Below are 22,627 nucleotides of genomic sequence, written 5' to 3' on the forward strand. Positions count from 1 at the left end.
ATTAGTTAAGTAAAGATTTAAATTGCTTTAATTTTCCGCTTTTTGAGCGTTTTATAATGTCTTGTTTTTCAAAAATAAGGGTTAATCCTTTTTCAAGATAATTGGTTATTTCTGTTTTTATATCTTCTTTTTTGGAGTCTGAAATGGTTTCAGTACTCACATATTTTATTTTAAAAGTGTCTATTTTATGTTGTTCAATAATAAATTCTTTTATAGCGCTATCTTTTTCAATAATACTTTTAGTAATGTAATAAAAAGTCAGTCCCGCCGCTTTTTTTCCGCTAGGCAAAGTAATAATATCGTTGGTTCTTCCTATTAATTTTTTAAGAATAGGTTTTTGCAGTGTACTTTCTTCCGAAAGTATACCAATATCTCCAATATCATAACGTATAAACGGATGTGCTTTATTGTAAAGAGTTGTAATAACAATGCGGCCTTCTTCACCGTAAGGCAGAATATTATTTTGGTCATCTACAATTTCTACAAAAAGTGTTTCACTATTTACTTGCCAAATATTTTCAGGGTTTTGAAAAGCAATTAAATCTAATTCAGAAGCACCATATTCATTAATTATAGGGATATTAAACTGTTTTTCTAATAGTTTTTTGTCGTCTTCAAAAAGCATTTCCGAAGTCACCACACACGCACTTAATGTGGGACAAATAGTATTTAAAACAATGTTTTTTCTTTCTAAAAACTTAGCAAATTGAACGATTGAACTTGTATAACCGTTGATATAGTTGAAATTGGTGTTTTTGAATTTTTTTAAGCAAACTTGAAAAGATTCATCACTTAAATCGAAAACCGAAAACCGAAAACGATTCCCTATAAAATCTTTAATTCGTTCTTTGTAATAGCCTTTTTTATCTAACGGAATACCATAAAACCGAGCTTGTTTGGAGCTGTTAAAATCCAAACCAAACCAACCAAATCTGTTTTGTATAACTGCCCATGTTAAGGCGTGGCAAAATTTATCTTTTGCAAAAACAAAAGGATGCCCAGATGAGCCAGATGTTTTATTGATGTAAACATTTTTTTTATTAAATTCTTCTGAAAGTCTATTACTCAAATCGCTTTGTAAATCATGTTTTGTCATGATAGGAATACTTTTCCAATCTTTAACATTTGCATTTTTAGAAATACTTTTATAAAACGAATTATTTTGAATGTGATAATTAAAAATATCTTCTTTTTTTTTAACGACATAGTCGTTAAATTCTGCCTCATTTTTATTCTGAATTTTTTGTAAAGCGCAACAAGCCTTCTTTATAGGAAAGCGGTTGAGTTTTAATGAAAGATCAAATAAATTCAAGCAATAAGATGTTTTTGTAAAGTAAATAAAAAATATTGGTGTATTCGAAGCATTAGTTTTATTTTTGAGCAAACAATAACATTCTATGAATATTTTAGTACTAGGCTCTGGCGGAAGAGAACACACATTTGCATGGAAAATTGCACAAAGTAACCGTTGTAAGTCACTTTTTGTGGCTCCGGGAAACTCAGGAACTGAAGCAATTGCTACAAATCTGAATATTGGTGTTACTGATTTTGAAGCGATTAAATCGGCTGTTTTAGAACATCAAATTGATATTGTAATTGTTGGGCCAGAAGATCCATTGGTTCAAGGTATTCACGATTTCTTTTTACAAGATGATGCTATTAAAAATGTAGCAGTTATCGGACCACAACAAGCCGCTGCAGAGCTTGAGGGTAGTAAAGAGTTTGCTAAAGAATTTATGATACGTCATAACATTCCTACTGCAGCTTATGAGAGTTTTACGATAGAGAATGTAGAAGACGGCTATAAGTTTCTAGAAACGCTACAACCTCCTTACGTTTTAAAAGCAGATGGATTAGCAGCAGGAAAAGGAGTTTTAATTCTTAATGATTTAGACGAGGCTAAAGCAGAACTAAAAAGTATGTTAGTTGATGCTAAGTTTGGAGACGCAAGTACTAAGGTTGTTATTGAAGAATTTTTAGACGGAATTGAATTAAGTTGTTTTGTTTTAACGGATGGAAAAGATTACAAAATTCTTCCTACAGCTAAAGATTACAAACGTATTGGAGAAGGAGATACAGGTTTAAATACAGGCGGAATGGGAGCGGTGTCACCAGTACCATTTGCAACTAAAGAATTTTTAGATAAAATTGAAAACCAAGTTGTAAAACCTACAGTAGATGGTTTAAAGAAAGATAATTTACCATACGTTGGTTTTATATTTATTGGCTTAATTAAAGTGGGAGATGATCCTAAGGTGATTGAGTATAATGTAAGAATGGGAGATCCAGAAACAGAAGTTGTTTTACCAAGACTAAAAACAGATTTAGTTGAGGTTTTTGAAGCAATGGCAAACCAAACGTTAAGTGAGGTTGATATTGTTATTGATGAGAGAGCAGCGACAACGGTAATGTTAGTATCTGGTGGTTATCCTGAAGCTTATGAAAAAGGAAAAGAAATTACAGGTGTAGATAATATTACGGATTCTATTGTTTTTCATGCAGGAGCAATTTCTAAAGAAGGAAAAACAGTAACTTCTGGTGGTCGTGTTATGGCAATAACATCTTATGGAAATACGTACAATGAAGCCATAAAAAAATCTTACCAAAGTATAGAAAAACTACATTTTGATAAGATGTATTATCGTAAGGATATCGGATTTGATTTATAAGATCGGTCCAAACTTATTATAAATAGAAAATTTTTCTGTGCGCTAATAAACGAAGTTATCTTAAAAGAAAAGCTTCGGGATTAGAGTACAGAAAAATTTAATTCTTAAATAAAATAAAAAGTCTAAATGTAAGAGTGAGAAGTAATGCTTTTATTTTCTTCTCCATTATCACTATGCTTTTTAAGTTGTAGCATCCAATAAACAAATGCAACAACACCTATAGCCATAAAAATCCAATTGAAAATGTTTGCAGAAAACCAGTTTTCTAACTCTAAAGCTTTAAGAGCATCAAGAGGTTTAAGTAAAACATTTACAAATAAATCTTGTATTGCGTAAAAGAAATCTTTCATAACTTTATAAATTTACACCAATTCTAAAATTGTTATAGAATTGAAAATCGAGAAGCAAAAATACAAAAAGAGTTCATGATTACAAGTGTTTTTAGTAAATCTAAACCTATAAACTTCATAATTGTTGCCATTTATGTGAGTTTGCTTTTTGTTGTTACAAACTATTCGTTGTTTGTTTTAGATATGCATAGTGGTTTGGCAGCCCTTTTTAAATGGCTAATTACACTCTTTTTGGTCTTTTTACTCGATTTTATTGTTTCAAAAAATAATCTAACTCAGAGAAATAGTTACGCGATACTGGTTTTTGCTTTGCTTCTCGGCATATTTCCAGAGGCACTAAGGCATACCGATTTATTACTATCTAATTTGTTTATAGTCTTTTCTTTAAGACGCTTAATTAGTCTACACACAAAGCAGAATATTAAAAAGAAATTGTTTGATGCTGCTTTTTGGATTGCACTCGCAACGTTATTTTATTTTTGGTCTATATTATTTTTTGTGTTAGTCATCGTTGCTTTAATATATTATTCTCAAAATGATTTTAAAAACGTTATTGTCCCTTTTATAGGTACTGCAACCGTATTAATTTTACTCTTAGTGTATAATATTATAATGTATGACGTGTATTTTAAACCGTCAGATTTTGAACGTTATTTAAGCCTAGATTTTACTGCATATAATACTAAAGCGAGTATTTTAAAATTAACAGTATTATTTAGCACGTTTGTGTGGACGCTTTTTTATTACTTCAGAATTATTCCTGATAAGAATAAGAAATTAAAACCCTCTTATTTTATAATTGCTTGGGCTTCTGTTATAGCGCTTTTAATCGCTGTAATTTCACCTATTAAAAACGGAAGTGAATATCTATTTTTATTAGTTCCGTTTTCAATAATAATGGCAAATTATATGGAAATGCTTTCAGAGCGTTGGTTTAAGCAAATTTTTGTAGCCCTTTTAATCGTTACACCAATTATAAGTTTATTGCTGTAGTTTGTTTCCAAAGGCTAAATCACCAGCATCTCCTAATCCAGGAACAATATATCCTTTTTCGTTAAGCTTGTCATCAATAGCAGCAATCCAAAGCGTAACGTCTGTGTCAAAAGCCTTAGATACAAAATCTACACCAGGCTGTGCGCCAATAACACTAACTAAATGTATTGCTTTTGGTTTTCCAAAGGGTTTTAAAGCTTCAAAAGTTGCCACCATAGACTGCCCAGTTGCTAGCATTGGGTCTGCTAATATTAAGGTTTTACCTTCTAAGCTTGGGCAAGCTAAATATTCCACTACTATTTCAAAACTTTCAGGATTATGTTTGTGTTGTCTGTAGGCTGAAATAAAAGCGTTTTCGGCGGCATCAAAATAATTTAATAAACCATTATGAAGCGGCACACCTGCTCTTAAAATAGAACAGAGAACAATATCTTTTTGATGTAAAACAGTTTCAGATTTACCTAATGGCGTTTGAGTTGTATGTGTGTCAAATTGAAGTGATTTACTCAGTTCATAGCCCATAATTTCACCAATGCGTTCAATATTTCTACGAAAGCGCATACTGTCTTTTTGAACAGTTTCGTCTCGTAATTCAGACATAAAAGTATTTAAGATTGAAGGCGTCTCGGAAAGGTTGTGAATTTGCATATTTTGAAAATTAGTTCTGTCGTTAAAGTTAATAATTCCAAGTATATTTGTAAACATTAAATCAATTTCATTATGTTTTCACAAAAAGCAAACGCCATTTTTCAAGACGTTATAAAAACCTATAAAGTATTAAATACCGTAGATCAGCCTTTTACTAACAAGTATGATAAAAGTGATGATCTTATAGCACATTTGTTATACAGAAAGTCTTGGATAGACACTGTTCAGTGGGCTTACGAAGATATTATTAGAGATCCAAACATTGATCCTGTTGCAGCTTTAAAGTTGAAACGAATGATTGATGCTTCTAACCAAGATAGAACAGATACTGTTGAATTTATTGACAGTTATTTTTTAGATAAATATAAAGCTGTTGAGCCAAAGTCAGATGCTAAAATCAATTCTGAAAGCCCTGCTTGGGTTATTGATAGGTTGTCAATCTTAGCTTTGAAAATTTACCATATGCATATTGAAACTGTTAGAGAAGATGCATCAGAGGTGCATAAAGCGGCTTGCCAAAAGAAATTAGACGTTTTATTAGAGCAACGTGTAGATTTAAGTACTGCTATTGATGATTTACTTACGGATATCGCTAATGGTGATAAGTATATGAAAGTTTACAAGCAAATGAAAATGTACAATGACGATGAGCTTAACCCTGTTTTAAGAGGGCAAAAGTAATCTTTTGTCATTCTGAACAAAGTGAAGAATTTCAATTAAAGATATTTCGACGGTGTTCAATATGACATACTTAAGTTATGTTTAAAACCTAGTATAATTTAATTATAAGCCGTTGTCGTTGTTTCTCACTGACAACGGTTTTTCAATTTTATAAAAGTATTTATACACCTTTTTGATTGTTGTTTTATGCCAAATCCAAAACACATATTAGTTATTAGATTTTCTGCCATGGGCGATGTCGCGATGACTGTTCCTGTTTTAAGAGCGCTAACTACGCAGCATCCCGAGTTGAAAATTACAGTCGTTACAAGAGCGTTTTTTAAGCCTTTTTTTAAGGATTTAGAAAATGTTACTGTTTATGCAGCTGATTTAAAAGGAAAGCATAAAGGTGTTTTAGGACTTTATAAACTATCTAAAGAACTTAAGGCATTACATTTTGATGTTGTAGCAGATTTACATAATGTATTGCGAAGTAAGATTTTAAAATTCTTTTTCTTAGGGAAAAAAGCGGTGCAATTAGATAAAGGGAGGGCAGAGAAAAAAGCGTTGACTACAGGTAAATATTTTAAACAATTAAAAACAACGCATCAACGTTATGCGGATGTTTTTGAAGCTTTAGGTTTTTCAATTAATTTATCGGATCCAATATTTTTTAAGCCAAAAAAAATAAATGATAATTTAAAAGATTTTTTCTCGAATAAAAACCTCAAAAATATAGGAATTGCACCGTTTGCAGCACATAACAGTAAATTGTATCCTATAGATAAAATGAAGGCTGTAATTGCTGACATTTCCAAAAATTATAATGTTATTTTATTTGGTGGAGGGGCAAAAGAAATAGTAATTCTAAATGAGCTTGAACAAGAATTTTCTAACGTAAAATCTGTGGCAGGTAAATTAAATTTACAAGAAGAATTAGCTATTATTTCTAACTTAGATCTTATGTTGGCTATGGATTCTGGTAATGCACATATGGCGGCAATGTTAGGTAAAAAAGTAATTACCATTTGGGGCGTAACGCATCCCTTTGCTGGGTTTGCACCATTTAATCAACCTGATGATTTTGCTTTAACAGCAGATAGAACTCAGCTTCCTTTAATTCCGACTTCTATTTACGGGAATAAATTCCCTGAAGGTTACGAAAACGCTGCAAGTAGTATTTCTGAAGCTACAATCGTTTCTAAAATTAAGGAAGTTATTTAGTTTCATAACTTCTCGATACAATTTTCTCGTTCCTCAAAAATCACTCGAAGTGACGTTGTTTCTTTTGATTATTACGCGTCAGTTCGAGTGAAATTCATTTTAGAATTTCGTATCGAAAACTGTTTACTTCTGTTTCTTTTACAAATCAGGATTGTCTTCTGTACTTTAGTTTATAGACTTCTCGATACGATTTTATCGTACCTCAAAAACCACTCGAAGTGACGTTCATTCTTTTGATTATTACGCGTCAGTTCGAGAGAAATTCATTTTTAGAATTTCGTATCGAGAACTGTTTACTTCTGTTTCTTTTACAAATCAGGATTGTCTTCTGTACTTTAGTTTATAGACTTCTCGATACGATTTTATCGTACCTCAAAAACCACTCGAAGTGACGTTCATTCTTTTGATTATTACGCGTCAGTTCGAGAGAAATTCATTTTTAGAATTTCGTATCGAGAACTGTTTACTTCTGTTTCTTTTACAAATCAGGATTGTCTTCTGTACTTTAGTTTATAGACTTCTCGACACAATTTTATCGTACCTCAAAAATCACTCGAGGTGACGTTCATTCTTTTGATTATTACACGTCAGTTCGAGTGAAATTCATTTTTTCAGACTTTTATATCGAGAACCTATCGTAAATAAAAAGACCTTTCACGTTATTAAAACATGAAAGGTCTGTATATCTAATGATCTAAAAATCTAACTAATCTAATAATCAAGATTAAACATCATCATAATCCACAACAAGAGAAGCTGAAGTTGGATGCGCTTGACAGGTTAAAATTAAGCCGTCAGCAACTTCACTATCTGTAAGGATATTGTTTTGTCGCATTTTAGCTTCACCTTCGGTAACTCTTGCAATACAACTGCTACAAATTCCGCCTTGGCAAGAATAAGGTGCATCAATATCTTGTTTTAAAGCGGCTTCTAAAATGGTTTGTTCTTGAGACATGCTAAATTCAAATTCTTCTTCATCAACTAAAACCTTTATTTTAGTCTCACCAGAAGGTAAATCTGTAGCAGCAGTCGTTTCTGTTTCAACAGGAGCTGTAAATAATTCAAAAGCAATTGCTTTTTCCTTTACTCCGTTTTCAATTAAAACATCTTTTACGGTATGGATCATTTGTTCTGGGCCACAGAGGTAAAACTTTTCAATCGTTACCTCTTTGTATTTGTTCTTAACGATGAGGTTAACGGTGCTTTTTTCAATTCTACCTAATAAAGCATCTTCTTCTCGAGCTTGACTGTATATAAAGTGAACATGAAAACGGTTACCATACTGTGCTTGTAATTCTACAAGTTCTTTAAAAAACATAGTGTTTTTAGAAGATTTGTTTCCGTAAACGAGTATGAAGTTGCTAAAGGCTTCGTTTTCTAAAAGGGTTTTTGCAATACTTAAAATCGGTGTAATTCCACTTCCTGCAGCAAAAGCAGTAATGGTTCTTGTTTTTGCATCGTTAGCTTCAAATGTAAAACGACCATTAGGTTCTGCAACCTCTAATACGTCACCAGCTTTTAGTGTATTATTAGCATAAATTGAAAATGTTCCACCTTCAACAGCCTTAACTGCAACGGTTAGATTACCACTTTTTTCTGAAGCACAAATAGAGTAATCTCTACGAATATCTTCATCATTAATAGTGGTTTTCAAAGTAATATATTGTCCGGCTTTAAAGCTGAATTTTTCCTTAAGATTTTCAGGAACGTCAAATGTAATCGCAACCGATTGGTCTGTAACCTTGTCGATTGACTTTATAATGAGTGAGTGAAATTGTGACATTAAAAAATAATTTTGTGCAAAGATAAACATTCTGCTACATACCTAGAGGGTTTCAAAAGCCTGAGAGGTCTAAAATTCAATAAATACACATGCATAAGTTTCTTATACATAAGAAAATTATGTATATATTTGTGAGACGATGAGCAATTCAAAATTATATAAAGGAAGTTTAACGACTATCATTTTAAAGCTATTAAATGAGCACGACAAAATGTATGGTTATGAGATTACCCAAAAGGTAAAGGAATTAACTAAAGGTGAGTTAAAAATTACGGAAGGTGCATTATACCCAGCTTTACACAAGTTAGAAGCTGAGGGTTTGTTAGATGTCGAAGTTGCAAAAGTAGATAACCGATTGCGTAAATATTATAAACTCACAGAAACTGGGACCAAAGAAACCGTTAATAAGCTAGAAGAATTAGCAGACTATATTAAAACGATGCAGGCGTTAGTGAATCCTAAATTAGCTTAGGTTGTGATGAGGTTAGAAAAAGAAGACATACAATTTATAGATGATTTTCTCATATATAAAAAGATAAAACATCTTGATATTAGAGTTGAATTAATAGATCATTTGGCAACAGAGTTCGAAGATTCTTCTGCTTATGTTATTATTGAAGATTTTTTATTAAGTAAAGTTAACTTTATATTAGAGTTTGATAAGAAACAGAAGAAGACGATTCATTGGAGTTATCAAAAGTTGCTTTGGGTTCAGTTTGCTAAGTTTTTTTATCAATTAAAATTTATAGCAATACTTACCGCATTAGTATTTATTGGATATGTGATATTTAATCTTTTTAGTTTAAAGACTTTTAGTTTCATTTGGTTATCGACACTGGCAATTTTGCTGCTTTATCCAATCTATTATCAAATTCGGTATTCTAAAGCATTAAAAAAAGTTCAATCTATGCAATCATTGTTTAGTATAACTTCACTTCCCTCTGTGTTTTTATATACGTTTGGTATTTTAAAAGATTATTTATTCGAAACTCCAACAGTATTAGTCTTATACTTTAGCATTTCGCTTTTATTAAGTCTTTCTGCGGTAATTGTAATTGAAAACAATAGAAGAAAAATTATAGAGAAATATATTAAACTTGTAAGAGAAACATGAAACTAACCGAATCCCAAATACAAGAACTCTACGCTTTTACAAGACAACATTTTGTAGAACATTACGATTTACAAACAGAACTGGTAGATCATTTAGCTAATGACATAGAAGCACAATGGCAAGTTCAGCCCAAGCTCACTTTTGAAGACGCCAAAAACAAAGCCTTCAAAAAATTTGGAATTTTTGGTTTTATGGATGCCATTGAGCAGAAACAAAAGGCCATGAACAAACGCTATAGAGGTTATTTGTGGACCGAACTTAAAAAATGGTTTGAGGTGCCACAAATTATTGGAACTATAGCTTTGTTTTTAATGTTTTATGTCGCTTTTTCTTCAAAATATACAGCCATTCTTACTATGGTTTTTTACGTTATAATTTCAGGTTGGTGTATCTATAAAGGTACACAACTCAATAGGCAGTTTAGACGTAGAAAAGAAATTTCTAATAAAAAATGGTTATTAGAAGAACTAATTTTTAAGCAAGCAAGTGGAACATCTTTAATATTTATTTCACAATTGTATAATGTATTTACAATTCCAGATAAGTTTGAAATAAACACCTTGTTTTTACTGCTCTTTTCTTTAGCTTTTACCGCCTTAACATTAATAAACTATATCAGTTTAGAGGTAATCCCAAGTAAGGCTGAAAAACTACTAAATGAAACCTATCCAGAATTTAGTTTGTAACAAATTTCTCTTTTTTAATACTTACTACATAAACCAACCCATCATTACACTATGATAAAACACTTTCTCAATCTCGAATGGAAGCAATATTTCCGTTCGTCCTATTGGCAAAAGAATATGGTAATTAATATCTTCATGGTATTATTTGCGCTCTATTTTGTTGCTGTTTTTATAGGATTAGGTATTGGATTACTTTATTTACTAAAAGAAGGTTTTCCAGATCAAGATCCGTTTGTAGTTGCAAATAATTATCTGTTTTATTGGATTATTGCAGACTTGCTAATGCGTTTCTTTTTACAAAAATTACCCGTAATGAGTGTGAAACCGTTGTTAACGCTTCCTATTAAACGCGCTACTGTTGTAAATTATGTTTTGGGGAAATCGGCACTTTCATTTTTTAACTTTTTACCTCTGTTTGCCATTATTCCTTTTAGCTTTATGTTAGTAAGTGATGGTTATGAAACATCTTTAGTTTTAACTTGGATGTTTACGATGATGATTTCGGTACTCATTATTAATTTCTTGAATTTTATAATTGAAGCATTTTCAGCAGAATCCGAAATATCATTTTTACCAATAATTGTTATCATTGGTGTTTTATTTGGGTTAAATTATTTTGAAATTCTACCAATGACATCTTTAGTCGGAAGTGGGTTTTTGGCCATTGCGCATCATCCAATTCTTATATTAATTCCAATTATAATTTTAGGATTATGTTACGGTTTCAATTTTAAAATCTTAGAGAAGAAATTATATTTAGATAACTCATTGAAATCTAAAGTAACTGAAGTAAATGCTTCAGACTTATCTTGGACAGAGCGTTTTGGTGATATAGCCCCTTTTATGAAACTCGATTTAAAATTGATTTGGAGAAATAAACGAACCAAATCTATGGTGTTTCTATTATTTATTGGTGTTTTATATGGGTTGTTCTTTTATCCACAGCCAGTGTATCGAGAAATGACATTTATGTTTGCTTTAATCGGTATATTTTCTACAGGATTCTTTCTTATTAATTTCGGCCAATTTATTCCGGCTTGGGATAGTGGTTATTATAAATTACTAATGAGTCAGAACATTAAATACGAACAATATTTACGTTCAAAATTTATCCTTATGGTAATTAGCGTCGTAATTCTATTTGTTCTAGGAATTCCTTACGTCTACTTTGGTTATAAAATCTTAATCGCTCATTTTGCAGCAGCAATTTATAACATTGGTATCAATACGCATGTTATTCTTTGGGGAGGCTCTTATAATCGAAAAAAAATAAATTTAGATAAAAAAGCAGCCTTTAATTATCAAGGTACCGGAGCTGTACAGTGGTTAATTGGTATTCCATTAATGATTGTTCCAATGGGGTTATTTGGACTTGTAAATTGGCTTGTAGGTTTTGCAGCAGCAATAGCTTTATTAATGGTACTTGGAGTTGCGGGTATTGTGTTTCATAAAAAATTAATGAAATTCATTACTAAGAAATATATCAACTCAAAATACAAAATGATTGACGCTTTTAGTCAGGATAACTAATAATACATCTCATCATGATATATACAAAAAATCTTACCAAAACATATAACGGAACTACAGTTCTAAATATTGAAGAATTAAGCATTCCTAAAGGCCAAAGTTTTGGTTTAGTTGGAAATAATGGAGCAGGGAAAACAACCTATTTTAGTTTATTGCTTGATTTAATTAAGCCAACAACTGGAAACATTACCAGTAATAATGTAGTTGTAGATGAAAGTGAAGATTGGAAACCGTTTACATCCTCTTTTATAGATGAAAGTTTCTTAATTGGTTACTTAACACCAGAAGAATACTTTTATTTTATTGGGGAATTAAGAGGGCAAAATAAAGCCGATGTCGATAATTTAACCGCTAAGTTTGAAGACTTCTTCAATGGTGAAATTATTGGGAAGAAGAAATACTTAAGAGATTTAAGTAAAGGAAATCAGAAAAAAGCAGGAATTGTAGCCGCCCTTATTGGTCATCCTGAAGTTATTATTTTAGATGAGCCATTTGCGAATCTAGATCCAACAACGCAAATTCGTTTAAAGCAAATTATTAAAGATTTAGCCCAAAAACAAGGTGTTACAGTTTTAGTATCCAGTCACGATTTAACTCACGTAACAGATGTTTGTGAGCGTATTGTGGTTTTAGAAAAAGGAAATGTGGTTAAAGATTTAGAAACAAATCCTGAAACTTTAAAAGAATTAGAGGCACACTTTTCTGGTGGCGCAATATTTTCTGACGAAGAAGAATAATCGTTTATATTTATAATTTAAGGCTCGTAATTAATTGTTAGTTACGAGCCTTTTTATGTTGTAGCCTGTTGTAGTTACTCAAAAAACGATTAAATAATATTAGAAGTTCAAAAAGATGCTTATTTTTACGAACTAACACACTAAATACGGTGTGTTTTAGTTATCTATTAATCAAATAGAACCAACGTTGAAAACCTATTACAAACTTATATTGCCTTTGTTTTGTGTGATGATGCTAGTTCAGAGCTGTTCGCGCAAGAAGGATAAATTTATAAATCGAAATTTTCATGCCTTAAGTACAGAGTTCAATATACTTTATAATGGTAATATTGCTTTAGAAAGAGGAAAGGATAATGTAAATAACGAATTTACAGAGGACTTTTGGAACCTTCTTCCTGTAGAACGTATGGAGATTAAAGACGATCTCTTCTTACCTGGTCAAACTAAAAATGCTGATTTTGAACGTGCTGAGGAAAAAGCGATTAAAGCCATTCAGAAGCATAGTATGAATATCGGTGGAAAAGAAAAAAACCCACAAGTTGACGAAGCATATTTACTTTTAGGTCAAGCCCGTTACTTTGATCAGCGCTTTGTGCCAGCTATGGCGGCATTTAATAATATTCTTAATAAATACCCAACTAGCGATAAAATTAATCAAGTTAAAATCTGGCGCGAAAAAACAAGTATGCGTTTAGATAATGATCGTGGAGCAATTGATAAATTAAGACGTTTATTAGAAGAGGAAGAATTAGAGGGTCAAGATTTAGCAGACGCAACGGCTACATTAGCTCAGGCTTATATTAATTTAAAATCTAAAGATAGTGCTATTGTAGAGCTTACTATTGCAGTAGAAAATACTAAGATAAAAAGAGAAAAAGCACGTTATCACTTTATTAAAGGACAACTTTATAATGAATTTGGAAAAAAAGACAGCGCAAATTTAGAATTCGATGCGATTATAAAAATGCATCGTCAAATTCCTCGATCATTTTATATTAATGCTCATATTGAAAGATCAAACAATTATGATTTTTCAAGTATTGATCCCGTCGTTTTTGAAGAATATTTAACAGAATTAGAAGAGAATAGAGAAAATAGACCTTATTTAGATAAAATATATTATCGTATTGCAGAGTATTACCGTAATAATGTTTCCGATAGTGTTTCTGAAGTTTATTATAATAAATCGCTTAGAAAAATTACAGGAGATAAGTATTTGAGAGCTTTAGATTATGAGACGCTTGGTAATATGTATTTTGACAGAAATATCTATAAGACGGCTGGTGCTTATTACGATAGCACAATGACGTCAATGGAGTTGAATACCAAACCGTATAGAGTTATTAAAAAGAAGCGTGAAAACTTAGATGATGTTATTTATTACGAAGGTATTGCGCAGACAAATGATAGTATTTTAAGAATGGTAAGTCTTCCAAAAGAAGAGCAATTAGCTGTTTATACTAAACACGCAGAAGGTCAACGCTTAAAAGCTTTACAAGAACAAAAACAAGCGGAAGAAGAAGCTTTAAGAAAGCAGTCAGCTCCCTCTTCTCAATTATCTCAAAATAATCAAAAATATTCAAAAGGTTTAAATCCTCCAGGTGCATCAAGAGGACTTCAAACAAAATCATCTACGAGGAGTAAGGGTAATAGTAGTTTTTATTTTTATAACTCTACAACTGTAGCTTACGGTAAAAATGAATTTCTAAAACTTTGGGGTGATCGTAAACTTCAAGATAATTGGAGGTTAAATAATCAACGTGCAGACCTTACAAGTTCTACAGAAGAAGAGGGTGAAGAAAAGGAAACCGAAGAAAATCAGCTTTTTAATCCTGAAACTTATTTAGCATCATTACCTACAGAACAAAAAGAATTAGATAGTATTGTTAAAGAACGTAACTATGCTTATTATCAATTAGGAATCATTTATAAGGAAAAATTTAAAGAGTTTGAATTGGCAAAAAGCAAGCTAGAAGTTCTTTTAGGAAAGAATCCTGAAGATCGCTTAGTTTTACCTTCAAAATACAATCTATATCATATTTATATCGAATTAGGTTCTTTAGGGAAAGCAGAAGCTATGAAAATTGCGATAATTAATGATTATCCAGATTCTCGTTATGCAGAAATTCTTTTAAATCCTCAATCTGAATTATCTAAGGATGAAAATAGCCCAGAAGTTATTTATACTAAATTATATGATCAATTTACAGCTGAAGATTATACTGCTGTAATAGAAGGAGCAGAAGTTCAAATTAAGCGATTTGAAGGTGATGATATTGTGGCAAAGTTTGAGATTTTAAAAGCATCTGCTAGAGGTAGGCTTTATGGATTTGAGGCATATAAAATAGCTATTAATTATATTGCATTAACCTATCCTGATACAGAAGAAGGTAAAAAAGCCCAAGAGATTATAAAAGAAGCATTTCCTATTTTAGAGAAAAAAGATTTTTTAAAAGATGATAATATAGATAAGTTTAATGTTATCTATCAGTTTGAAAATAATTCAAAAGAAGATGTTGAGGCGTTTATAAAAACATTAGATGAGGAGGTTGCTAAAATTACGTATTTCGACCTTACAACATCAAAAGATATTTATGATAAGAATACAACATTTGTAGTTGTCCACGGTTTAAAAAGTATTGAAGGGGCTAAGGGATTTGGAGAATTACTTAAAAGTGAAGAAAAAGATTCAAGAGGGCGCATTATAAAACCAAAAATTACACGATCTTATTTTGCGATTTCGTCACCGAATTATGCTATAATACAGAGGCATAAAAACCTAAACATGTATTTAGAATTACAGTAATTTAAAACCTATCATTATGTTTTCTTCAGAAAAGAAAAAACCAAAACTACAATCAATTATGGAAACAAGTACGCAACAAAATATAATAGCTCAAGGCACTAAAATTGTTGGGGATATTGTGAGTCAAGGACCATTTAGAATTGACGGAACAATAGAAGGAAATGTAAAAACATCTGGTAAAGTTGTTGTTGGCAAGTCGGGCTATATAAAAGGAACTCTACAAGGAGAAAATGCTGATTTTGAAGGTAAGTTTTCAGGTAAACTTATTCTTTCAGGTACTTTATCGTTAAAAACAACAGCAAATATAGAGGGTGAAGTACATATTAGTAAATTAGCTGTAGAACCAGGGGCAACATTTAACGCAACGTGTTCTATGGGCGGTACGGTTAAATCTTTAGCTACCGGAGAATCAAGTAAATCACAACAAGCTAAAAGTGCCCAAAGCAAATAATAATCCAAGTAAGTTTATTAGATTCACCGCTGTTGGGTTTCAAATGGGAGGGGTTATTTTTCTTGGCCATTATTTAGGGCAATGGTTAGATGCAAAGTATGAAAAGAATTTTTGGGATACTATCTTAACCCTTTTGTCTGTTTTTGCATCTATATATTTGGTAATTTCACAAGTTATAAAAGTGTCTAAAGAAGATGATTAAATCACTTATGCTTTATACTGCATCTTTTGCGGTATTGTTTCTTATTATTCATTTCTCACAAGAATTTGTTCTTAACGAATCTAATAATACTGTTCGTTTTAATCTTTGGGACACTAATGTGTTTTTAGTCGTAGCATCGTTATTGATCTGTGTACATCTAAAATTATTTTCTACTATAAAAAGTCTTCAACCTCAATTAGGATTTATTTATTTGCCGACACTTTTTATAAAAGGAGGTTTGTTTTTTTTGGCATTTAAATCTTCAATATTTAGTTTAGAAACTTTAACAATGGTAGAGCGGTTAAGTCTTTTGGTGCCATTGCTCTTGTTTTTAGGACTTGAGGTATTTTTTGTGGTGAAAATTTTAGCGCAAAATGAGGATTAAACATTAAGAATAAAAAGATATTGTTTTTTTAATAAATTACGTACTTTTGCACCGAATTTGAAAAGAGTAATTTTTTTGATTTTTTTAACAATGAGGGTATTTCAACAAAGTTTTAAATTTTTAGCACTTACAGTCTTAGTGTTCTTGTCAACAACTGTTTATGCACAATCTTCTCATCATGAGGATGGTGGGCAGATAGATACTAGGGAGGAAGTGGATGCGTATATCGCTCATCACTTACAGGATTCTCACGATTTTACATTCTTTTCATATACAAATGATGAAGGTGAACGTAAACATGCTGGTTTTCCACTTCCGATGATCTTATGGTCTTCTGAGGGATTAGTGACTTTTATGTCTTCTGAATTTCATCATAATGATGACGGACATGTTATCGTTGAAAAAAACGGTTTAAAATTCGCTAAAATTCATTCTAAAATATATGAATTAGAAGCCGGAGCAACAGCTGTTAATTTTGATGCTGAGCATCATGCTACTAATGGTGCTAGAGTTTTAGATTTTTCTATTACAAAGAGTGTTGTTGGTATTTTAGTTATCGGGTTATTAATGTTTTTCTGGTTTGTTAGATTAGCAAAACAATATAAAACAAAAACGATTCCTACAGGTTTTGGTCGTGTGTTAGAGCCATTAGTGCTTTATGTTAGAGACGAAATTGCTAGACCAAACATTGGTGAAAAACATTATAGAAAATTTACAGGTTATTTATTAACGGTATTCTTTTTTATCTGGCTTTTAAACATGGTAGGTTTAACACCTCTAGGTTTTAATGTTACAGGGCAAATTGCCGTAACGGCATGTTTAGCCATCTTTACACTTATCATTTATGCGGTAAGCGGTAATAAAGATTTCTGGATGCACATTTTATGGATGCCAGGCGTACCAATTTTAATTAGACCAATATTAGCAGTTATAGAATTGGTTGGTACATTCATTATTAAGCCTTTTTCATTATTAGTACGTTTATTTGCAAACATCACAGCGGGTCATACGGTAATAATGGCTTTAATTGCTATTATGTTTGTAATGAAAGATACATTAGGTGTTGCAGGTGCAACAGGGTTGTCTTTTATACTTTCTGTTTTAATTATGTTTATTGAGGTTTTAGTAGCCTTTTTACAAGCTTATATTTTTACAATGCTTTCAGCTTTATTTATAGGTATGGCGGTTGCAGAACACGATCATGAACATGATCATAAAATTGTTGATACGGAAGACGTAAGAAGTGATTTTGTCTAAGAAGAGTTTTTTTAATTTAACTATATAAATATTTTACAATGGTAACTTACAATTTAATTGGAGCAGGATTAATCGTAATCGGAGCAGGTTTTGGACTTGGTCAAATTGGTGGAAAAGCAATGGAAGGTATTGCTCGTCAACCTGAAGCTGCTGGAAAAATCCAAACAGCAATGATTATTGTTGCAGCACTTTTAGAAGGTTTAGCATTCGGTGCTTTAATCTTAGGGAAGTAAGCTCAAAAAAAACAAGATAGCGCCTCTGCAACGGTTGGTTGCAGAGCCTATTTTATTTTAAAAAAGAAATTAAAAAAACATTTAATTATTTAATAAGATGGAAACATTATTAAACGATTTTTCACCAGGATTATTTGCAGTTCAAACTGTATTACTTTTATTATTAATTTTCTTAATGGTAAAGTTTGCTTGGAAACCTATCATCAGTTCTTTAACTGAAAGAGAAGAAGGTATTCAAGGAGCATTAGATGCTGCAGAAAAAGCAAGACGTGAGATGGCGAATCTTCAAGCAGATAACCAAAAATTATTGCAAGAAGCGCGTTTGGAAAGAGAGACAATGATTAAAGAAGCACGTGAGCTTAAAACTAAAATGATTGCAGAAGCAGAAGCTGAAGCACAGGTGCAAGCCAATAAAATGATTATCCAAGCACAAGCAGCTATTGAAAGTGAAAAGAAAGCAGCTATGGCAGAATTAAAAAGCCAAGTAGCAGGTTTATCTTTAGAGATTGCTGAGAAAGTAGTGCGTAACGAATTATCTAATAAAGACAAACAACTAGAATTAGTTGAGTCTATGTTAGGAGAAGCAACTTTAAACTAAAATAGATGTCAGGAGCAAGAGCGGCAATACGATATGCTAAAGCAGTTTTAAGCTTAGCAAAAGATCAGAAATCTACGGATGCAGTAAATAGTGATATGAAATTAATCACGGATACTATTGCAAAAAGCGAAGATTTAAGTCAGATGCTTCAAAGTCCTGTAGTAAAAGCTTCAGATAAAAAAGCAGTATTAGTAGCAGTATTTAAAGATACTAACGCTATTACGGTTAATTTAGTAGACACTTTAATCTCTAATAAGAGATTGGCAATTTTAAATGATGTAGCGATAAGCTACACGCATTTATTTGATGAAATGAATGGTACACAAGTAGCTACTGTAACTACAGCAGTTCCTTTAAGCGATGATTTGAAATCTAAAGTGTTAGCTAAAGTAAAAGAGCTTACAGGTAAAGAAGCAGAAGTAACAAACGTAATTGACGAAAGCATTATTGGTGGTTTTGTATTACGTGTTGGTGATATTCAATATAATGCGAGTATTTCTAACAAATTAAATAAGTTAAAAAGAGAATTTACATTAAATTAAGAAGCGTTAGATAGGCGTTTAACGTCAAAATAATCTAACGACTAATAATATCTAAATAAAGATGGCAGAAGTAAAACCAGCTGAAATATCAGCAATCTTAAAACAACAACTTTCGGGCTTCGAAGCAGGTGCTTCATTAGACGAAGTAGGAACAGTATTAACTGTAGGTGATGGTATTGTACGTGCTTACGGATTAGCTAATGCGGAATATGGCGAATTAGTTGAATTTGATGGTGGTGCAGAAGGTATTGTACTTAACCTTGAAGAAGATAACGTAGGTATTGTACTTTTAGGAACTTCAGTTGGAATCAAAGAAGGGTCTACAGTAAAACGTACAGAACGTATTGCATCAGTAAAAGTTGGTGAAGGTATTGTTGGTCGTGTTGTAGATACTTTAGGAAATCCAATAGATGGTAAAGGACCAATTTCTGGTGAAACTTACGAAATGCCTTTAGAGCGTAAAGCTCCAGGTGTTATCTATAGAGAACCAGTAACTGAGCCGTTACAAACAGGTATTAAGGCAATTGATGCTATGATCCCTGTTGGTAGAGGTCAACGTGAGTTGGTAATTGGAGATAGACAAACTGGTAAAACTGCAGTTTGTATTGATGCTATCTTAAATCAAAAAGAATTTTACGATGCAGGTGAGCCTGTATATTGTATATATGTTGCTATTGGGCAAAAAGCTTCAACAGTAGCACTTATTGCTAAAACTTTAGAAGAAAAAGGAGCTTTAGCATATACTACTATAGTAGCAGCTAACGCATCAGATCCTGCAGCAATGCAAGTTTATGCACCGTTTACAGGAGCTTCTATTGGTGAGTATTTTAGAGATACTGGTAGACCAGCTTTAATTGTATTTGATGATTTATCAAAACAAGCAGTTGCTTACCGTGAGGTATCTTTATTATTAAGACGTCCACCGGGACGTGAAGCATATCCTGGTGATGTATTTTATTTACACTCAAGATTATTAGAACGTTCTGCAAAAATCATTAATAATGATGCTATTGCTAAAGAAATGAATGACCTTCCAGATGTTTTAAAACCTTTAGTTAAAGGTGGTGGTTCATTAACAGCTTTACCAATTATTGAAACACAAGCAGGTGACGTTTCAGCATATATCCCAACTAACGTGATTTCTATTACAGATGGTCAGATTTTCTTAGATGGTGATTTATTTAACTCTGGTGTTCGTCCAGCAATTAACGTAGGTATTTCTGTATCTCGTGTTGGTGGTAACGCTCAGATTAAATCTATGAAGAAAGTATCTGGTACTTTAAAATTAGATCAAGCTCAGTATCGCGAATTAGAAGCGTTTGCTAAGTTCGGTTCAGATTTAGATGCTGTAACTTTAAACGTAATTAATAAAGGTAAGCGTAACGTTGAGATTCTTAAACAAGCGCAGAATGATCCTTTTAAAGTTGAAGATCAAGTAGCAATTATTTATGCTGGTTCTAAGAACTTATTAAAAGATGTTCCTGTAGAGAAAGTTAAAGAATTTGAACGTGATTATTTAGAGTTTTTAAATGCAAAGCATAGAGATACTCTAGATTTACTTAAAGCAGGTAAATTAACAGATGAGGTTATTGATACATTAGCAAGTGTAGCTAAAGACCTTTCAAGTAAATACAAAGCTTAATAAGCATAGAATTAAGAGTTATAGGAACAGAATCTCTCTGCTTATAACTCTTAATTTTAATAATTTAATAGATTTCAAAACGGAATGTCACTCTGAGCTTAAGCAAAGAGTCTTTTTTATAACATTCTAATACATATCAAAGAATGGCTAATCTTAAAGAAATACGTAACAGAATATCATCAGTATCTTCAACGATGCAGATTACTAGTGCCATGAAAATGGTATCTGCTGCTAAGTTAAAGAAAGCGCAAGATGCTATTACTGCTATGCGACCTTATTCTAATAAGTTAACCGAATTACTTCAGAGTTTAAGTGCAACTTTAGATGAGGATTCTGGAAGTAAATTTGCAGAACAACGCGAAGTAGAAAATGTTCTTATTGTTGCTATAACATCTAATAGAGGATTATGTGGTGCTTTTAATGCTAATATCATTAAGCAGACGCAGAACTTAATAAGCAATGTTTACGCTTCTAAAAACGTTTCTGTACTAGCTGTTGGAAAAAAAGCTAACGACGCTTTTGCTAAACAAAATAGAGTTGTTGACAATAAGAGCGATATTTATGATGATTTAACTTTTGATAATGTTTCTGAAATAGCAGAAACATTAATGGCTCAATTTATTTCTGGTGAATACGATAAAATTGAAATCGTTTATAATCACTTTATAAATGCTGCGACACAAGCGATCTTAACAGAGCAATTTTTACCGATTGTTCCTGTTGAAGCTGATTCTAATGTAAATTTAGATTACGTTTTTGAACCTTCTAAATTAGAAATCATTGAAGAATTAATTCCTAAGTCATTAAAGACACAATTATTTAAAGGAATTAGAGATTCTTTCGCTTCAGAACATGGTGCTCGTATGACGGCTATGCATAAAGCAACAGATAATGCAACAGAGCTTAGAGATCAGTTAAAATTAACTTATAACAAAGCAAGACAAGCAGCAATTACTAACGAAATCCTTGAGATTGTTGGTGGTGCTGAAGCCTTAAATAACTAATCGTTTTCTGCTGATTATAATTCAGAAAATAAGATAATATTAAACCTAACTTTAACGAGTTAGGTTTTTTTGTTTTAAAGCTGTAAAATTTATTTTTTATCTTATTTTTGAATTACTAATCAATGCTTTAATATACTCAATCACAATGAAAAAAGGACTAGTAATTCTATTGTTATTATTTGTTTCGTTAAATGTGTTTTCTCAATCTACACTAGGAAGGATAGAGTTAAGACCAGAGTTTTTTCAAAAGAAACTGAAAAAAAAACAAATTAAAATATTAAAAACGGCTAAAACTTATTTTGTTATACCTGATCAATTTAACAATGGGTATACCCGTGAAGATTATAAAAAAATCTTAGACGAAGTTTGGACTGTAAATACTATTGAGTTAATCACGGAAAATGAGGTTGAAAAACGAATTAAGATTGGTGATGTATTATTTAGGTTCATTTCAAGGTCTGTAAGATTACAAGGCGTTAAATATGTATTTAATTATTTTAAATTAAGTGAAATAACGCTATTACATAATCAACACAACGTAGATAAGGTATTTAGCTGGGATGATAATTTCTATGGAGGTGTTTTTTTTACAACTCATGCAGGCGTTGAGGCTGAAATAGCGCAATTAAATGACGTTGTTAATAATGGTTTATTCGATTATAGAATAGGCTATTTAAAAAATTATTTTCAGCAAATTAACAATGCCATTAGTGATTCTGAAAGCTATGATATTTTTAAAGATTATGTTGATGATGAAAAAATTAAGACCTTAAAAAAAGTATCTTTATTTATTCCTGAAAATATAATTTACGGATTCACTAGCCATACAGCCAGTGAGAAAACTGAAATAACTAAAGAGTTATTTAAAGACTATACTTATAATAAGACCGTATTAACAGCTGAAGAGTTAAATGAAAAGATATTAAATGAGAAACAACCTTTTTATTATTTAATGTATCATCAAAATAATTTTCATAAAATTATTACAGTTGTTGATGGTGTTTCGGGCGAAATAATTTATAGAAGATATAAAAGAGTAACTTATAATATAGACTTTCGTGATTTTAAAGCATTGAATAGAATCATTAATAAATCTTAATAACTACCCTTTTT

The 22,627-nt window shown here is 31.6% G+C and carries 24 protein-coding genes; 20 read left to right on the forward strand and 4 right to left on the reverse strand.

Going from position 1 to position 22,627, the window contains the following annotated elements:
• Position 1: 1 nt before the first annotated feature.
• Positions 2-1,312 carry a phenylacetate--CoA ligase family protein gene (locus tag H0I32_RS08290; RefSeq protein ID WP_179314147.1) on the reverse strand — a complete coding sequence of 437 codons (1,311 nt, stop codon included), beginning with the start codon at positions 1,310-1,312 and terminating at the stop codon, positions 2-4.
• Positions 1,313-1,397: 85 nt separating this feature from the next.
• Between H0I32_RS08290 and purD the strand changes: the two genes are divergently transcribed.
• Positions 1,398-2,669: a phosphoribosylamine--glycine ligase gene (gene purD, locus H0I32_RS08295; protein WP_173587664.1), complete on the forward strand. Its 1,272-nt coding sequence runs from the start codon at positions 1,398-1,400 to the stop codon at positions 2,667-2,669.
• 122 nt (positions 2,670-2,791) lie between these two features.
• Here purD and H0I32_RS08300 read toward each other — a convergent pair whose 3' ends face one another.
• The gene (locus H0I32_RS08300) at positions 2,792-3,019 is read right to left on the reverse strand and encodes a DUF6341 family protein (RefSeq protein WP_173587665.1); all 228 of its coding nucleotides are present in this window, start codon (positions 3,017-3,019) and stop codon (positions 2,792-2,794) included.
• 75 nt (positions 3,020-3,094) lie between these two features.
• Between H0I32_RS08300 and H0I32_RS08305 the strand changes: the two genes are divergently transcribed.
• Entirely contained in the window at positions 3,095-4,012 is a 918-nt protein-coding gene (locus H0I32_RS08305) for a DUF6427 family protein (RefSeq protein WP_173587666.1), read from the forward strand.
• On the opposite strand, the gene upp is transcribed toward H0I32_RS08305, so the two are convergent.
• Complete coding sequence (gene upp, locus H0I32_RS08310; protein ID WP_179314242.1) at positions 4,001-4,660, reverse strand: uracil phosphoribosyltransferase; 660 nt, start codon at positions 4,658-4,660, stop codon at positions 4,001-4,003. The two genes, H0I32_RS08305 and upp, sit on opposite strands and share 12 nt — an antisense overlap.
• Positions 4,661-4,732: 72 nt before the next feature.
• Here upp and H0I32_RS08315 point away from each other — a divergent pair, with 72 nt between their 5' ends.
• Both H0I32_RS08315 and H0I32_RS08320 read left to right on the forward strand, forming a co-directional pair.
• Positions 4,733-5,341 carry a DUF4254 domain-containing protein gene (locus H0I32_RS08315; protein WP_173587667.1) on the forward strand — a complete coding sequence of 203 codons (609 nt, stop codon included), beginning with the start codon at positions 4,733-4,735 and terminating at the stop codon, positions 5,339-5,341.
• 186 nt (positions 5,342-5,527) lie between these two features.
• Positions 5,528-6,544 (forward strand): glycosyltransferase family 9 protein, encoded by a 1,017-nt coding sequence (locus tag H0I32_RS08320; RefSeq protein WP_246293625.1) that lies wholly within the window; start codon positions 5,528-5,530, stop codon positions 6,542-6,544.
• A gap of 724 nt (positions 6,545-7,268) precedes the next feature.
• On the opposite strand, the gene H0I32_RS08325 is transcribed toward H0I32_RS08320, so the two are convergent.
• Positions 7,269-8,327: a ferredoxin--NADP reductase gene (locus H0I32_RS08325; RefSeq protein WP_179314146.1), complete on the reverse strand. Its 1,059-nt coding sequence runs from the start codon at positions 8,325-8,327 to the stop codon at positions 7,269-7,271.
• A gap of 139 nt (positions 8,328-8,466) precedes the next feature.
• Between H0I32_RS08325 and H0I32_RS08330 the strand changes: the two genes are divergently transcribed.
• The 16 genes from H0I32_RS08330 to H0I32_RS08405 all read left to right on the forward strand — a co-directional run bounded on the left by H0I32_RS08330 (position 8,467) and on the right by H0I32_RS08405 (position 22,613).
• Positions 8,467-8,799, forward strand: coding sequence for a PadR family transcriptional regulator (locus H0I32_RS08330; protein WP_115838117.1), 333 nt, complete (start codon positions 8,467-8,469; stop codon positions 8,797-8,799).
• Between the two features lie 6 nt (positions 8,800-8,805).
• Positions 8,806-9,441 (forward strand): hypothetical protein, encoded by a 636-nt coding sequence (locus H0I32_RS08335; RefSeq protein ID WP_179314145.1) that lies wholly within the window; start codon positions 8,806-8,808, stop codon positions 9,439-9,441.
• Complete coding sequence (locus tag H0I32_RS08340) at positions 9,438-10,127, forward strand: hypothetical protein (RefSeq protein ID WP_179314144.1); 690 nt, start codon at positions 9,438-9,440, stop codon at positions 10,125-10,127. The genes H0I32_RS08335 and H0I32_RS08340 overlap by 4 nt, the downstream gene beginning before the upstream one ends.
• A 51-nt stretch (positions 10,128-10,178) precedes the next feature.
• Positions 10,179-11,657 carry a DUF5687 family protein gene (locus H0I32_RS08345; RefSeq protein ID WP_179314143.1) on the forward strand — a complete coding sequence of 493 codons (1,479 nt, stop codon included), beginning with the start codon at positions 10,179-10,181 and terminating at the stop codon, positions 11,655-11,657.
• Positions 11,658-11,671: 14 nt separating this feature from the next.
• Positions 11,672-12,394 (forward strand): ABC transporter ATP-binding protein, encoded by a 723-nt coding sequence (locus H0I32_RS08350; protein ID WP_173587673.1) that lies wholly within the window; start codon positions 11,672-11,674, stop codon positions 12,392-12,394.
• 187 nt (positions 12,395-12,581) lie between these two features.
• Positions 12,582-15,200, forward strand: coding sequence for a tetratricopeptide repeat protein (locus tag H0I32_RS08355; protein ID WP_317166995.1), 2,619 nt, complete (start codon positions 12,582-12,584; stop codon positions 15,198-15,200).
• Positions 15,201-15,216: 16 nt separating this feature from the next.
• Positions 15,217-15,651 (forward strand): polymer-forming cytoskeletal protein, encoded by a 435-nt coding sequence (locus tag H0I32_RS08360; RefSeq protein WP_179314142.1) that lies wholly within the window; start codon positions 15,217-15,219, stop codon positions 15,649-15,651.
• The gene (locus H0I32_RS08365) at positions 15,635-15,853 is read left to right on the forward strand and encodes an AtpZ/AtpI family protein (RefSeq protein ID WP_256928795.1); all 219 of its coding nucleotides are present in this window, start codon (positions 15,635-15,637) and stop codon (positions 15,851-15,853) included. The genes H0I32_RS08360 and H0I32_RS08365 overlap by 17 nt, the downstream gene beginning before the upstream one ends.
• Positions 15,846-16,238 carry a DUF6168 family protein gene (locus H0I32_RS08370; RefSeq protein WP_173587675.1) on the forward strand — a complete coding sequence of 131 codons (393 nt, stop codon included), beginning with the start codon at positions 15,846-15,848 and terminating at the stop codon, positions 16,236-16,238. The genes H0I32_RS08365 and H0I32_RS08370 overlap by 8 nt, the downstream gene beginning before the upstream one ends.
• A gap of 90 nt (positions 16,239-16,328) precedes the next feature.
• Positions 16,329-17,495, forward strand: coding sequence for a F0F1 ATP synthase subunit A (gene atpB, locus H0I32_RS08375; protein WP_173587676.1), 1,167 nt, complete (start codon positions 16,329-16,331; stop codon positions 17,493-17,495).
• Between the two features lie 38 nt (positions 17,496-17,533).
• Positions 17,534-17,728 (forward strand): ATP synthase F0 subunit C, encoded by a 195-nt coding sequence (atpE, locus tag H0I32_RS08380; RefSeq protein ID WP_179314141.1) that lies wholly within the window; start codon positions 17,534-17,536, stop codon positions 17,726-17,728.
• A gap of 97 nt (positions 17,729-17,825) precedes the next feature.
• Positions 17,826-18,326: a F0F1 ATP synthase subunit B gene (locus H0I32_RS08385; RefSeq protein WP_173587678.1), complete on the forward strand. Its 501-nt coding sequence runs from the start codon at positions 17,826-17,828 to the stop codon at positions 18,324-18,326.
• A 5-nt stretch (positions 18,327-18,331) separates the two neighbouring features.
• Entirely contained in the window at positions 18,332-18,868 is a 537-nt protein-coding gene (atpH, locus tag H0I32_RS08390) for an ATP synthase F1 subunit delta (protein ID WP_179314140.1), read from the forward strand.
• Positions 18,869-18,929: 61 nt separating this feature from the next.
• Positions 18,930-20,510, forward strand: coding sequence for a F0F1 ATP synthase subunit alpha (gene atpA, locus H0I32_RS08395; RefSeq protein WP_173587680.1), 1,581 nt, complete (start codon positions 18,930-18,932; stop codon positions 20,508-20,510).
• A 143-nt stretch (positions 20,511-20,653) separates the two neighbouring features.
• Positions 20,654-21,514, forward strand: a complete 861-nt coding sequence (gene atpG, locus H0I32_RS08400) for an ATP synthase F1 subunit gamma (RefSeq protein WP_173587681.1) — start codon at positions 20,654-20,656, stop codon at positions 21,512-21,514.
• Positions 21,515-21,659: 145 nt separating this feature from the next.
• Positions 21,660-22,613, forward strand: a complete 954-nt coding sequence (locus tag H0I32_RS08405; RefSeq protein ID WP_179314139.1) for a hypothetical protein — start codon at positions 21,660-21,662, stop codon at positions 22,611-22,613.
• Positions 22,614-22,627: the final 14 nt, after the last annotated feature.

The organism is Winogradskyella sp. HaHa_3_26 (genome assembly GCF_019278425.1).
GTDB classification, from domain to species: Bacteria; Bacteroidota; Bacteroidia; order Flavobacteriales; family Flavobacteriaceae; genus Winogradskyella; species Winogradskyella undariae.